Genomic DNA, 14,851 nt, shown 5'->3' on the forward strand with positions numbered 1-14,851 from the left:
TTTGAATTCCCGGTTAAATCTTTTTCCGACGTCAAATATCTTACGATACAGGCTCTTGAGAGAGCCCGCATAACTTGTCAGACTCTTTCTATTGTGGCAAAATTAACGGATCAAAAAAAGCGCCGTTGCACACTAGTACAGATCCACTACCTCATTCAGGAGGGCCTGCTGACGTGAGAGTTTCTACTTTATTCTACCTCTGCGTTCTGTCTGTTGTTACTTGCCTGTCGCCTCAGACATTGAGTGCGGAGGAGTGGTTCGAGTTTCGTGGCCCGACCGGCCAGGGACATTCGGGCGAAAAAGCATTGCCCGTACAATGGAGCCCGACCGAACACGTATTATGGAAAACGGATGTGCCCGGCGTCGGCTGGTCGTCGCCGATTGTGGTCGGCGAGAAAGTCTATGTCACCACCGCCGTCCCGAAAAAAGGGGAAACCGATCCCGAGCAGTCACTGCGACTGGTCTGCCTGAATCTGGAAACCGGCAAGACGCTCTGGAACAAAGAACTCTTCCAGGAAACCAAAGAGACCGCACAACGCATTCACAAGAAGAACAGCCACGCCAGCCCGACCCCGATTTCCGATGGCAAACTCATCTATGTGCATTTCGGCACCCATGGCACGGCCTGCCTGACGCTGGACGGCGATGTGGTCTGGAAAACCAACGAACTTAAGTATGAGATGCAGCATGGCAATGGAGGTTCGCCGATCATCGTTGATGACAAACTGGTCATCATCTGCGATGGCAAAGGGGCAAATTTCATCGTCGCCCTGGACCGTAAGACCGGAAAGATCGCCTGGAAAGTAGATCGCAATGTTGAAGGCCGCAAGAAGTTTTCCTTTGGAACACCATTGCTGATCACCGTGAACGGCAAAAAACAGATCGTCGCGCCGGGCACCGATGTGATCTCCGGACACTCCCCCGAAGACGGCAAAGAGATCTGGCATTTGAATTATGACGGCTATTCCGTGATCCCCAGACCGGTATTCAGTCACGGCCTGATTTTTGTAACGACCAGCTATGACCGTCCGACACTGCTGGCGATTCGTCCCGATGGCACGGGTGATGTGACCGAAACCCACCTGGCCTGGTCTAACAAAACCCAGATCCCGCATACGCCGTCTCTACTGGTTGTGGGAGACGAACTGTTTACCATCAGCGACAAAGGGATCGCCCAGTGCTTCGATGCGAAAACCGGCGAGTTGAACTGGAAAGAGCGGGTGGGCGGCAACTTCTCTGCCTCACCACTGCATGCGAATGGAAAAATCTATTTCCAGAGCGAAGAAGGCGAGACCACTGTGATCGCCGCTGGCAAAGAATATAAGGAAATCAGCCGCAATCATTTGAAAGAGCCGACATTGGCTTCGTTTGCTGTCGCTGGCGACACTCTATTGATTCGGACGAAAACACAGCTTTACCGGATTGGCAAATAGTCATTTCACTTCCACTATAACCCATTTTCGATTCCCGCATTTTTTCAGTCAGAATGGACATGCGGGCGAATCAGGATCTTTCTGTCTCGCCCGCTGCGTCTGCTGTCAGAATGCCACAATCAGGATTAATAACTTTAGAATCTCGAACGAATGACATCTCCAGCTCCTTCAGACCCACCTGTCAAAAGTATTGTTATCGCCTCCGACCATGCCGGCTATCGGTACAAACGCCGCATCATTGAGTATCTGACGAAAGCAGGATATCAGGTCGAAGATATGGGCACCGATTCCACAGAGTCGGTCGACTATCCCGACTTTATCATGCCGGCGGCCCTGGCGGTTGCAGAGGGAAAATTTGAGCGAGGCATTGTTTTGGGTGGTTCTGGCAATGGAGAAGCGATCGCCGCAAATCGCATCAAAGGCGTGCGTTGTGCGGTCTGCTGGAACGAGAAATCGGCGCGTCTGGCCAGCATGCATAACAACGCCAACATGATCTCGCTGGGCGAACGCATGATTTCGCTGCACGATGTATACGAGATCATCGACATCTGGCTCAGCACTCCCTTCGAAGGGGGGCGCCATGCCAGACGCATCGAAAAGCTGGATCAGTAAGAATCGCTGCCAGTCACTTACGGCTTGCTTTTCAAGTCAAAATTGAAGCTGGTGTGATCTGCATCGACAGTGGCAGCAAGCGTTGATTTGGAATTGTACTGCTCCGGGATTTTCTGCCCGGACGCTGCCGGTGATTTCTCTGCGTCTTCCGTTTCGGTTTCCCCTTCCGGCGCTTCGGAATCGGTGACAAACCTGATGCGTACGGTTTTCTGTCCGGTCAGGCAACCTGATTTTTCGGTATTGAACATCAGCGAATAATGACCGCTGGCATCAGTGACACCTGAGGAAAAGGTTCGATCGGGTGCTTCAAAGGCGACGGTCGCACCGGACAGAGGCTGCCCATCAAGCGTGACCGTGCCGGATACATCGACCAGATCCAGCTTACTGTAATCAGCCTCGATCGAGCCCCCACATCCCGCCGACAACAGCAGACAGAAAAAGAGACACAGGGGAACCGCACGAGAACAAAGTAACATAAACAACTTCATATCAACACCTTACAACCATTATCATAACAGTGACCGTGCCTGTAAATTCATGAAGCAGAGGTACGGCCGATCCACGCTTGATTCAGTACGATTAATTCGAGGTCACTTCGCGACCAAAGCGGGTGGACAATGCCTGGTAGATCGTTTTATCAATGTTCTCTGAGATAAAATGAACGGAGCCATCCGCGTACGCCATGTGACCTCCCCCGGAATGCCAGCTGCCAAATGAGAGCTCCATCAGATGACCACTGACGGAAGGGTCCGTCCGACGGGCGTTCATCCGGGGATAAGTGGTACCAACAAACTCAGAGAATTCACTGCCGCCCGTACCGTTATTACAGCCGCAGGGATCAGTCTGCGGAGAACCGATATTCCAGTGATCCATAGACTGACCGTCTTTACCGAAGTCGAGGTCGGTCTGTGTTTCTCCTATGATAAACGTATTTGAAGTTCCGTCTTTGACATCGCGAAAACTGACGCAGCTGCAGGCATAGAACATACCATTCTGAATCACCTCTTCCAGAGACTTTGAGCCGGATACTTTGGTTGAGTCGTCGTCTGAACTGGATTCAGAACCAGCATTACCCAGGTAGGTTCCGGGTGCCCGCTGGGGGATATTGTTAAAATTGTAGTGCTTCTGTAGCGGTGCACTCGGGCAGTTGAACACGGGCAGATAAGTACTTGCAGCAGTTGTATTGGCAGAGCCGGAGTCCCAGTTTCCGTCTCCCGATTCCTGGAAAATCAGGGTATCGTAAAGATTGCCCTGCTCGATCGCCGGCAGAATCATGGCACTCCAGGCGGCGCCCCGCTGATCCCAGCCAAACGGGAGCACGTCATGCGTGTCATGATAGTTATGCAGACCGATGGCCAGTTGCTTGAGATTGTTTTTACAGGTGGAACGGCGGGCTGCTTCACGCGCCTGCTGGACGGCTGGCAGTAACAGAGCAATCAGAATCGCGATAATCGCAATGACAACCAGCAGTTCGATCAGAGTGAACCCGGAACGTCGCCGGGGCGGGATGTGTGTGAACAACATCAGAGATCCTCATCAATAACAGGGAGGGATGAAAAACAGCAGGTTTCCTCAGGACATTCACCTGCTCAATCGGGACAGGTGTTCGCTCTGTTACATGACTACGCACGGGCATCACTACGCACGGGCATCGCCTGTTTAAGAAAGCATGGAGCGAGCTGGAAAGAGTCCGTCAGAAACAAATCACTTTTATACCAGCCGGATTCAAAGGTTTGATGAAGTCAAGATAAATAACCGCACCGGTCAGGCAGAATTTTTTGAAAGATTTTTTGCGAGGAAGAAAGCTGCGGTATCCGTGTGATTCTCAATTGACCGCTAAAAAGCAATTGAAATTTGAAGATAATGCCAACCGGAACCGTATCTCTGGTAAAGACGCCCCTCGCAAACCGGTAGAATTTTTTCAGATTCCCCCGTCCATTGCGAAGTTTTGGTGTATTTCTGTTGAAGATCCGCATGAGAATCGATTGTAAATCGCTCTTTCACAGAAACGTTGTTCTCTGAAAACGACAATGCCCCCTGGATACAGGAGGCATTGTGTTCCGATTTCAATCTATGGTCCGTTCAGGAAGTAGCGCGACGCATAATATTATGCGTGATCTGCTGCACGCGTTCATCGGGTCCATGCGGACGCGACCAGTGTGACCAGGGAAGCATATGTCCCGGCGGACTGGAGAGGTCCTGACACCAGAAGATCGTCGACGCATTGAACACGAAATTATTTTTCGGGCCGGGATAGATCGTCGCCGTCCACTGCTGCGGATTGACGCCTCCCTGCAGCGCAGTTCCTTTTGCGACGACTTCGAGACCGGGAATGTCTTCAGGCGGGTCGCCGTGATATTCCCAGCCGATCAGACCAGGAATCGCGTCTCCTTTTTTCATGCCGGTGTTTTCAAAGATCCAGTGCTCGGGCAGTTCACAAACCCAGTCACCGCCGCCATTGACCGGATCGACATTCCGTGACCCCATCAGATAGCCTTCATCTGGCCCCCGGTGGGGAAACGGTCCGTTATCCCGCTCACGCGCTTCTGCATATTTGTATTTGCCGCCATACGGCCCGCCACGAAACATGATACGATTCGGGCGACCGTCCGAACTCGCTGTCATCGGTGTCACCCAGCAGACCGAGTTCCCCGAGAAGAAGAGCAGGTTCACACCGGCGTCGCGCATCTTTACGACCGATTCATAATGCCTGATATCCCAGTATTCGTCATGTCCGACCGAGAGAAACGACTTGCATTTCAGGCCATGCTCGGGAGTCAGCATGTCGCTGTTGGAACAGTAGGTCACATCGTAGCCATGTTTTTCCAGCCAGTAGGCAAACGGAAATTCAAAGCAGAGCCATTCCCCCGAACCGACGGACTGCGGGTTTTCATAAATCTGCGCGTATTTGGCATAGGGTCGATCAAAGCTGACGTCGGCCCAGGGTCCCTGGGTTCCTTTGGGATCGGTGTAGACCGAATAGTTATTGGGCCACCTGTTATAGGCCTGCCAGGTATTGTCCGAACATTGAAACAGGATATCCGCAGGACGATCATCTTTGACGATGAACACAACATAACTCTGCCAGTAACCGTAGCCGGTCTTGTCCTTCAACGTGGAGAGTCGACCCAGATAGACGCCGCTGGGCCAGTCATCGGGAATCGTCAATGTCACTGCTGCATCCCAGTGGCATTCATGCAGATTCTTGTGACCCGGTTGGGGCACGGGCTGAGGTTTGCCCTGGAACGGCCCCAGTGTTTTCATCAGCCGCGCACCGCGACCGTCATAATAACCGGTGCGAAAAATTTCAATCTTGAATTCCTGCGCGGGCCGTGTCGAAACCATGATGTCGATCGGCTCACCCGCTGCGACACTTTGTCGGGAGCAGTAACCTTCAATTTTGGGAGAGCGGAAGCCATCACGTTTATCCAGCTGGATACGAGTCAACTGCCAGTCGCTGGAACCCTCTTTCTGATTCTCACGCTTGATTAAATCGGGATCGGCTTTCGCGTCGGATGCTTCACCCAGCGAAAGACTGCCCGCCAGCGATGCCAGTGAAGTCGCAACGGCGCCTTTTAAAAGATTTCGACGTTCCTGATTTGGTTCCTGCATGGGGTCGCTCCCTGTTCTGTATCTGGATGGTGATTTCGGCGGGGTCTGTGGGGTAAATGCTCCGGGATGCTGTTCAATTATTTTTTCCTGAACTCCATTGTTTACTGCTTATACCTTTATGATAACCTTAACTTCATTAAAATAAGAATTATAAATAAAGAGTTTTTTATATCAGTCTCTGATTTTAATGACTGTCGCGCAGACGGTCTGGATTAATCAGGGCAGAACCCGGAGTACTCAGTGGCATCTTTCTCGCTCGATCAGACCGACATCAGAGCCTTTTACCAGGCCGTTGCAAAACAACTGGATCAGGAACTCAGCTCCCTTGAGCCAACCATCATCGACATTCGTCGCACATTGCATAAAAATCCCGAGATCAGCGGCGAAGAAAAACAGACGTCCCAGCTGATCTGCAATACGCTCGAAGCAATTGGCCTCACACCAAAATTGATGAAAAACGGTGTGGGCGTGATCGCCGACATGACATTGGGAACCCCAACCGCTGATACTCCGCTGATCGGCATTCGCGCCGACATCGACGCGCTGCGAATTACCGATCTGAAAGAAGTCGAATACTGTTCACATAATCCGGGCATCGGTCATCTGTGTGGTCACGATGCGCATACATCGATCGCATTGGGTGCGGCACTCAGTCTCAATCGCTGTTCCGAACTGTTTGAGAAAGACTGGCCTGGCCAGGGAATTCGGCTGCGATTCATTTTTCAGCCCGCAGAAGAGATTTGCCTGGGTGCCCGCTGGATGGTGGAACAGGGCGCCGTTGATGATGTGAATGCGATTATCGGCCTGCATATGGATCCGGAAATCATCGCCGGGGCTGCCAAAATCCGTTATGGCGTGATGACCGCGTTCTGTGATGAAGTCCACTTTGAAATTCACGGCATGGGGGCGCATGCAGCGCGGCCTCATCATGGAAATGATCCGATTACCACAGCCGCACAACTGATTTCCAGCCTGTATCAGAATCTGCCCCGCTCGATTGATTCGCGCACCCCCGCCGTATTTACCATCGGCCAGATCGCCTCGGGTCTGGCCCCCAATGTGATCCCTGAAACGGCATCTCTGAAAGGCTCGCTGCGTTCCACGAATGATCAGGCCCGCGATGTGTTGCATCAGCGGATTGAAGACATCGCTGCCGGCATCGCCCGCAGCACAGGGACCCGGATTGAGGTCCGGTTTCAATCTCCCCTGCCCGCCGTCGTCAATGACCGTAATATTTCTGCCGCCCTGGAACAGGCATCCAAGGATGTACTGGGAGTACAGCAGGTCGGCCTGATCGATCTGCCCAGCATGGGGGGAGAAGACTTTTCGATTTACCTGCAGCAGATCCCCGGCTCAATGCTGCGGCTGGGATGTGCCCGTCCCGATGTAAAAGCGGTGTTTCTGCATTCCCCATATTTCGACATCGACGAACGGGCACTGATCATCGGCAGTCGCATTATGCTGCAGACCGCTTTGTTACTTTCATTGAACCCCAGGCTCATCCAAAAAGGGAATTAAACCGATGGGAACCATCTCCTTCGCCAGAAACGATTACCCGACACTGGGTGTGGAACTGGAACTGCAACTTGTCGACACAGAGACCTATGCGCTCTCGAACTCGATCACCGAAGTGCTGGCCGGGCTGCCAGAAGAGACCGCCAAATATGTCAAACCGGAATTGATGCAGAGTTACCTGGAAATCAATACCGACGTCTGCCGCACGGTAGGAGATGTGCGTCAGGATCTGACCGGCAAACTCAAAGATGTCACCGCCACCGCCGACAAGCTGGGGCTGAAACTGTTCTGGGCGGCCACGCATCCGTTCTCTTCGTGGCGGGATCAGAAAATCACCGTGAACGATCGCTATTACGAACTCGTCGATCTGATGCAGGACGTCGCCCGCCGCCTGGTCACGTTCGGTCTGCACATCCACGTCGGCGTCGATTCCGGCGACAAAGCCGTCATGGTCTGCGATCGCATGCTGCGTTACCTGCCGCTGCTGCTCTCGCTCTCTTCGAACTCACCTTTCTGGGAAGGCCGTAATACAGGCCTGCATTCGAACCGCTCGAAAATCATGGAAGGCCTGCCCACCGCCGGTCTGCCTCCCACGATGCGGAACTGGAGCGAATACACGTGGCTCATCAATCACCTGATCAGCACCGGCTTCATTAATACGATTCGTGAAATCTGGTGGGACATCCGCCCGCATCATAATTTCGGCACCGTCGAAATCCGTGTGTGCGATATGCCGGCCAACCTGGAGCAGGTCCTCTCCCTCACCGCGTTCGTGCAGTGTATGGTGAAATGCATTTCAGATGAAATCGACGAAGGCGCTTATCAGTTGCAACATCACCCGATGATGGTCCAGCAGAACAAATGGCGGGCGACACGTTACGGCATCGACGCCAGCCTGGTCAGCAGCGAGAATTACAAACTGTTTTCCGTGATTGATACGACCAAGCAACTGGTGGATCTGGTTTCGCCGATGTCAGAACGCCTGGAGTGTACGGACGAATTAGACCGTATCTGTAACCTGGTACATAAATCCGGCGCCAAGCGGCAGTTGGAGATCATGGAAGCGACCGGCGACCGCCGCGAAGTTGTCAAACAGATGATCGAAGAAAATAACGGCTTCTGAAACCGGGTCTCCCCTTCTATAATAAAAAAATCCCTGCATCTTTTAACCAGCACTTAACCAGGCCTTGAGCGCCGACAGGAATCGGATTCCGTGTCTGATACGGACAATCTTCCCGATAGTGAACCGCCCGAAGCGGAGCCAGCCGCTCCCGCGCCGGCAGAAACTGCGCAGACACCGCAGGAAAAGGTCCGCAAGTTCCCCACCACGCCCGGCGTCTATCTGATGAAAGATGCGCAGGCCCGCGTGATCTACGTGGGGAAAGCCGTCAATCTGAAAAGTCGCGCCTCCAGTTATTTCAACCAGGCCGCAGCCGTCGAGCGCCGCACCGCGGAACTGGTCACCGAAATCGCCGACATCGATTACCTGGAAACGGAGACCGAAGTCGACGCCCTGCTCCTCGAAGCACGGCTCATTAAGGACATTCGCCCGCGATTCAATTCGGAACTCAAAGACGACAAGACGTTCCCCTACCTGGAAATCACGACACGCGAAGATTTTCCCCGCGTCGAATTCACCCGTACGCCCAAGAGCAAAGGAACCAAGCTCTACGGCCCGTTCACCAACGCGAAACAGCTGCGGGGCACCATAACCGTGCTGCAGAAAATCTTCCGCTTCCGCAATTGTTCGCTGGACATCGAAGAGGGGGACGAAAAGTGGCGCTGGTTCCGCCCCTGTCTGCTGCACAGCATCAACCAGTGCACGGCTCCCTGCAATCTGCGGATCAGTAAAGAAGACTACCGCAAGGACATCAACAAACTCAAACTGTTTCTTGACGGCAAAAAAGATCGGCTGCTCAATGAAATGCGAAAAGAGATGCTGGCCGCTTCGGAAGCCAAGCTCTACGAGAAAGCAGCCCGACTGCGAGACGAAATCCAACTGCTCGAAAGCATCAAACTGCGCGGCAATCTGGAAGATCACGCACAACCCGAAGTCTTTTACATCGATCCGAAAAAGGGCATGCAGGGTCTGAAGAAAGTCTTCGGCCTGCCCGAGCTGCCCCGCCGGATCGAAGGGGTCGACATCGCACATCTGCAGGGGGGCGAAACCGTGGCCAGCCTGGTGCAGTTCATCGACGGCCTCCCGTTCAAGCATGGCTACAAACGATTCAAAATCCGCACGGTCAAAGGAATCGACGATTTCGCCTCGATCCGCGAAGTCGTCAGCCGCCGCATCCGACGCCTGCATCAGGAGGGAGAAACATTCCCCGACATCCTGCTGATCGACGGCGGGAAAGGCCAGTTGAACGCCGCAATGACCGCGATGCGCGAACTGGGCGTCGAGCCCCCCTTCACGATCTCCCTGGCCAAACGGGAAGAAGAAGTCTTCGTCCCCGGCGAAACCGAACCCCGCCGTTTAAGCAGGCATTCCTACGGCTTAAGACTCCTGCAATACGTGCGAGACGAATCGCACCGGTTCGCCCAGCATTATCATCATCTACTGCGGAAGAAATCGCACTTTGATGAGTGAGTCTGAACAAGCAAGGGGAACAGGAATGTTTATTTCGGTCCAAGCACTTGCAGGAATCGTGCATCCCAGTTCTCAGACTCCTTCTCTTTCCCTTTCGCATAGCCTCCACAAAACTCAACAAAGCAGGTCACCGTATTAAAGCGGGGATCAATCTGGCTCAACTGCTGCCAGGTGGCACATACAGGTAACGCGGCACGTCCCCTGCCGACAGCATAGCCGGCGCCCCAGGCAATACCCATTAAGTTATAGTCTTCTTTATACATGGTCAGAATTGCTTTGCCATCAATTTCTGTTGTGCCGAATGTTGCCCAGAGCATGCCGAATTCAGATTTAGAGAAACCCTGAGGACCGGAGTCTTTCAAAAGCACTGCTTCAAATTTCTGCCGCCACACGGGAGCGAGTGCACGATCGCTGAACAGGTAAAACCAGTCTAGATTTTTTGATTGCTGATCATACAAAACGTCAGTGTAGTAATCACCCATTTGGGGATACAGCTTGAGCAACCGCGACAGCAGATCGTCCTGCAGCTTCCGGTCATTCAGGCGTTGTGCCGCGTAGAAGGCCGAAAAGTAGAGATAGCAGAGATCATTGGGACTGTTCTCGTATTCTTCCCGGCTGGTGCTGTAAAGCCGTTCGCTCTGTTCCAGCAGACTGCGTGCCGTCAGTTGTAACAGATTATGATCCGCGCGCAACCGGGCCGTTTCCAGAGAGAGCAAAACCTGAAACCGCCAGAGTTCGCTGTCCGGTTCCTGAAGTAGCCGGGTGAAGACTTCGGGATTTTTTTTGTAAGTCTGCTTTCTCAGCTGACTCAGGCAAGAATTCACACCGGAAACAATGTGCGCTAATTTCGGAGAGGTCTTTCGGATGTCAGGCGAGAGCAACACGGAATCAGGAGCTGACACTTCCGGGTATTCCAGAAAATCGGACTTCCAGACCAGGAGCGCCAGCCCTTCATTCTTATCCTTTTTTGCTAACAGCGCAATCCCTGTATCGAAAGCAGCATACCATCCGCGATGGACACACCCCAGACCGAAGAGCAACTCGAGTTGCCGTGAAAGCGTTTTGAGTTCAGGAGAATGCTGTTCCACAGGCACGATGGTGAGCATGGCAAACGCACACTGCGCCACTTCCGCTTTGACGGGATGATAACTGAAATGATAGTAGCCACTTGAAGGATACCTCTTTTCCAGAAGCTGTAAGGCCTGTGGTGCCAGTTCATTCACGTCCGGCACCAGTTTGTGCAATTCCGCTTTGGAATTTTCACTCTTGAGTGCCCGATCATAGCGGGCGGCAAACCGCAGAAGTTTTACCATAGACTGATCCAGCTTCGAGATCGGTTGCTTCTCCTGCGCGAGCAACTGTGTGATCAGTTTTTCCGGCGGAACCTCAGTATGCCCTGCCAGACTGGCCAGCTTACGGTCGAGCGTAAGACCGGAGTCCGGTGCATAATTGAGGCCTGCCCAATACAGTCCCTGCTTCCAGCAGGTAGACAGTCGCCCTTCTGCTCCCCTCTGTTTCTCTTTTGACCAGAGCTCCAACAGTTCTCCGCTCTGTTTTTCATTATTTAAAGCCGCAAGGCTTTCCAGACACTGTGATCGTCGGGCAGCGAGTGGCCACTCACCTGGATCGGCCTGATCGTTGAGAATCGACCGTGTAAGTTGAAACAATTCCTCATCACCGGCATGCCCGAGAGTGGGAACAGCCAGCAGAAGGAGTAGAGTCAGGAGAAGACTTCTGCGGTAAAAATGCATTTTCATAAATCGCTTCCCCTGATACTGTCAACATGGATCGAGTTCATTCTAACAGTCCATGAAGCCTCCCCCAAACCTACTCCTTCACTTCCTTCGCGGTTTTGTCGTAGGCTTCTTTGAGATTGCCCCAGGCGATATCCAGGTCTTTCTTCAATCCTTCCCAGGCGTCGGCGGAGGACTCGTTGAATTCTTTGAGCTTTTCTGACAGCTTGCCTCGCTTCGATTTCAGGTCTTCCAGCTTCTTATTCCATTCCACTTTGGCGTCGTCTTTGAGTTTCGCGCCCTTTGTCTCCAGCTCGGCGATTTTCCCATCCAGGCCCTCCAGCTGCTGGTCGAGCTGTTTGGAATATTCATCGCGTTTCTGCTTTGTGAATTCTTTCGCGGTGTCAGCGGCTTCACCGATCTTCTGTTTCACATCTTCGCCCGTCACCTGCGTTTCACCGGGCACAGGCGGCGTGGAACTCTCATCCGCACAGGCGACCAGAAACAGACTCAGACTGAATAAACAGGGAGTAAAATAGCGCATGGCGTTCTCCTATGGATTTTGATGGATTATTCGTCACTGAAAAAAGACTCGGCATCTACCAGTATGGCAGCCTTCTCTTTTTCACGTCAACCGCTGACTGGTCTGTCTGGAGTATTTTCATCTGGCTGCGTTGCCGGCGCACCACGTTTGGCCAGAAACACGCCGAGCAGGATGATGCCAATCGCGCCGATCTGCCAGGCGTCAAGCAATTCATGCAGAACCAGCCAACCCAGAATGGCGGTCGCGACCGGCTGCACTAATAATACGGATGCCGAGGCTGCTGAGGAGACCCGCGCGACCGCCCACCCCAGTGCCGAGTGGCCGAAAACCTGTGCCACGAGGGACATACCGACCAATGACCACCAGCCGGTCGCGTTGCTGGGAAGATAGGGTTCTCCCAACAACGCAGGAAGTGGCAATAACAAAACCGCCGCCACGCTCGCAGCCATGGCGATGACCTCAGCTGGTTTGTAGCTGCGACTCAATCGGGCGATCTGCAACAGGTAGGCTGCGTAGGCAACCGCGCCGATCAGCGCGATCAGGTCACCTGTGACATTGCCTCCCACCATCGTAATGGGCCCTGGTTCGGCAATCAGCAAGCCGACGACGCCGACAATCGCGATGCAGGTTCCCGCAAAGAACAGCCAGCGCGGCCGCTGACCGAACAGGATCCATGCAGCGAGTCCTACCATGGGTGCCTGCATGTTGGTCATAATTGTGGCTGCCGCCGCCGTGGTATAGAGCATGGCTGTAAACCACGCGCCCATGACCAGTGCCAGCGCCACTCCCGGTCCTCCGATCCACAACCACCTCGCAAAAGTCTTCGGCCAGACAAACGGCGTCTGCTCCTGACTGCGGCGGCGTCCTGCTACTGCCAATACAATCAACAAAGGAGCCGCGATTGCAAATCGCCAGAACGCTGTTCCAAAAGGCCCCATCCCCGCTTGACGCATCGCAACCGATGCCAGGATCGGCCCGGTAGCCATCAAGCAGGCGCTCCCCGCCAGCACCACGACCGCCAGTCGATCATGTCCGGTAGCCGGCTTCGATTCCAGAGGGTCTGGCTGGCTATTCAAAATATCACCGCAGTGCAGATTGACGTAGCAATGATCACACTCCAAAGTCTGTTTGATTTGCTGCAACTCACAACGAGTCTCAATTATCGGTTCCTGGAACCTTTTATTTTCGCTTTGAGTTCTGCAGTGTTCCGTTCAGCTTGCCGAAGATGCCGTTGCCCCAGGTGAGGGTGGCTGTCTGCAGACGTTTGATGTCATCCGCGGAAAAGGGAGCGGAACCGAGTTCCTGTCCGTCCTGGCGGATGACGAGTCGCTGGGGTTCGACCACGAACTCCAGTTGGATCGGCGCGTCTTTCCATTTGATTTGAGCCGCCAGATTGCCAGGCATTTTGAAATTGAGTACGGTACCGTATTCACGTCGCTGATCGTCTGTGAGAAATGTGTATTTCTCTAACCAGGGATACGTGCCTTTAGTCGACGTGGAAACCATCAGGGAATCGCCGAGAGGAACCAGGCCGGTCACGCGTTGCCCCCAATGATTGAGCACCAGATTATGGGCTTTTGCTTCCTCTTCATAGGGATGCACGGTTCGCTTATGGGCGACCGGGTGCGAGAACATCCGCCCGAGGGAAAACCAGCGGTTTTCATCTTCGTTATATCGCCAGAGTTCGCCCCACGGCCAGACGCCTGCGAACAGGTCTCCCCGGTAGATCGCCAGCGTCTGGGCTTCGCGCGCACTGGGTGAGACTTCGGGCAGTCGAGGCGGCCAGCCATGCAGCTGTTTGATTTCAGATCCGCCCCGATATTCGAAGAGTTCCCCCGAGGGATACTGCGCCAGCAGCAGGCGGTCGCGGAAGTTGAGCATCGAATAAACCTGGTAGCTGTACTTCTTGCTTGCCTCTTTCACTGTGCGCCATTGTTTGCCATCGAAGGCGTAGACGCCACCGTAGTTCGAAACCGTCAGCAGTTCCTTTTGAAACTGTCCCCAGGCAAAGGGCGTCGCGCCGACATACTTGCAGTCGATGCTGATCGCCTTGGTCAAATCGACGGGCCCCTGATCCGCGGGCGTCCAGGGACAGGCCATCACGCGGGTGAAGCCCCCCTGCTCTGATCGATTGCCATAATAAAAACAGAGGAAACCGTTCGCGTAATAAAAGTTGTAGTAGCGGCCTACTTTGGGGGGAGACAGAATGACCCGGTCATTGTAAGTCGCTGTGCTCGAACAGAACGTCAACAGCCCCTTGCCGATCCGCATCTGACCATCACCGCTGCGCAGCGGTCCCGTTTCCGGAGAATGGGCTGCCGACCAGTTTTTCACTTTGGGACTCCAGGTGCGCAGTGATGCGGTTCGGTCGCCGCCCCAGGCTGAGATGGTCTGATTCAGGTCCATCAGATAGATACCACAACCCAGGTCCGGATGAGGCAGCCGTTCCGTCTGGTACTGCTGAGAATCTTGTGTTGGTTTGACATAAAACTGCAGTGTGTGTCGATCACTGCGAAAGCGGGTATTATAGACTTCCATGAACCCGGCTCCCGCGATGACGGCACCGTTTTTATCGCGGAGTTCAAAGAGCGAGCCGAAGTTCTGCCCGAGATCCTGCCCCAGATTGAGTTCGGTGGAATAGGTCACCACAGGCTGATTGTCGCCACCTGGTTCGTCTGCCTCGACATACGAAGTCGTGAGCCCCGTTAATACCAGACAAAATGCAAACAACTGACGGCTGTGATATCTCATGTTAAATCCTCTCTCCAGGTAAATAAGTCGGTGAAGAATATGGTAAACCCCCATGAAGGGT

Annotated in this window: 12 protein-coding genes; 5 read left to right on the forward strand and 7 right to left on the reverse strand. The window is 53.6% G+C overall.

Translation table 11 applies throughout. The annotated features are described in order from the left end of the window. The first annotated feature begins 173 nt into the window (after window positions 1–173). Both Pan161_RS13170 and rpiB read left to right on the forward strand, forming a co-directional pair. Window positions 174–1,433 carry a PQQ-like beta-propeller repeat protein gene (locus Pan161_RS13170; protein ID WP_145227659.1) on the forward strand — a complete coding sequence of 420 codons (1,260 nt, stop codon included), beginning with the start codon at window positions 174–176 and terminating at the stop codon, window positions 1,431–1,433. Between the two features lie 150 nt (window positions 1,434–1,583). Beyond that, window positions 1,584–2,045 (forward strand): ribose 5-phosphate isomerase B, encoded by a 462-nt coding sequence (gene rpiB / locus Pan161_RS13175; RefSeq protein WP_145227661.1) that lies wholly within the window; start codon window positions 1,584–1,586, stop codon window positions 2,043–2,045. 17 nt (window positions 2,046–2,062) lie between these two features. Here rpiB and Pan161_RS13180 read toward each other — a convergent pair whose 3' ends face one another. From Pan161_RS13180 to Pan161_RS13190, 3 genes are all read right to left on the reverse strand, one after another. Further along, window positions 2,063–2,521 (reverse strand): transthyretin-like family protein, encoded by a 459-nt coding sequence (locus Pan161_RS13180; RefSeq protein ID WP_145227663.1) that lies wholly within the window; start codon window positions 2,519–2,521, stop codon window positions 2,063–2,065. Window positions 2,522–2,624: 103 nt separating this feature from the next. Next, entirely contained in the window at window positions 2,625–3,569 is a 945-nt protein-coding gene (locus Pan161_RS13185) for a DUF1559 domain-containing protein (protein WP_145227665.1), read from the reverse strand. A gap of 558 nt (window positions 3,570–4,127) precedes the next feature. Then, window positions 4,128–5,657 (reverse strand): N,N-dimethylformamidase beta subunit family domain-containing protein, encoded by a 1,530-nt coding sequence (locus Pan161_RS13190; protein WP_145227667.1) that lies wholly within the window; start codon window positions 5,655–5,657, stop codon window positions 4,128–4,130. Window positions 5,658–5,897: 240 nt separating this feature from the next. Here Pan161_RS13190 and Pan161_RS13195 point away from each other — a divergent pair, with 240 nt between their 5' ends. The 3 genes from Pan161_RS13195 (at window position 5,898) to Pan161_RS13205 (ending at window position 9,762) form a co-directional block, all read left to right on the forward strand. Continuing rightward, a complete protein-coding gene (locus Pan161_RS13195) occupies window positions 5,898–7,175 on the forward strand; it encodes a M20 metallopeptidase family protein (protein WP_145227669.1) in 1,278 nt (425 codons plus the stop codon). Window positions 7,176–7,179: 4 nt separating this feature from the next. Then, on the forward strand, window positions 7,180–8,295 hold the full coding sequence (locus Pan161_RS13200; protein WP_145227671.1) for a carboxylate-amine ligase: 1,116 nt from the start codon (window positions 7,180–7,182) through the stop codon (window positions 8,293–8,295). A 90-nt stretch (window positions 8,296–8,385) separates the two neighbouring features. Continuing rightward, window positions 8,386–9,762 (forward strand): excinuclease ABC subunit UvrC, encoded by a 1,377-nt coding sequence (locus Pan161_RS13205; protein WP_145227673.1) that lies wholly within the window; start codon window positions 8,386–8,388, stop codon window positions 9,760–9,762. A 29-nt stretch (window positions 9,763–9,791) separates the two neighbouring features. Here the strand turns inward: Pan161_RS13205 and Pan161_RS13210 are convergent, their stop codons facing one another. The 4 genes from Pan161_RS13210 to Pan161_RS13225 form a co-directional block, all read right to left on the reverse strand. After that, complete coding sequence (locus Pan161_RS13210) at window positions 9,792–11,519, reverse strand: hypothetical protein (protein WP_145227675.1); 1,728 nt, start codon at window positions 11,517–11,519, stop codon at window positions 9,792–9,794. A 70-nt stretch (window positions 11,520–11,589) separates the two neighbouring features. Beyond that, window positions 11,590–12,039, reverse strand: coding sequence for a sll1863 family stress response protein (locus Pan161_RS13215; protein ID WP_145227677.1), 450 nt, complete (start codon window positions 12,037–12,039; stop codon window positions 11,590–11,592). A gap of 86 nt (window positions 12,040–12,125) precedes the next feature. Further along, on the reverse strand, window positions 12,126–13,115 hold the full coding sequence (locus tag Pan161_RS13220; protein WP_145227679.1) for a DMT family transporter: 990 nt from the start codon (window positions 13,113–13,115) through the stop codon (window positions 12,126–12,128). Between the two features lie 103 nt (window positions 13,116–13,218). Next, window positions 13,219–14,790: a hypothetical protein gene (locus Pan161_RS13225; protein ID WP_145227681.1), complete on the reverse strand. Its 1,572-nt coding sequence runs from the start codon at window positions 14,788–14,790 to the stop codon at window positions 13,219–13,221. Window positions 14,791–14,851 lie beyond the last annotated feature (61 nt).

Source organism: Gimesia algae (assembly GCF_007746795.1).
GTDB classification, from domain to species: Bacteria; Planctomycetota; Planctomycetia; order Planctomycetales; family Planctomycetaceae; genus Gimesia; species Gimesia algae.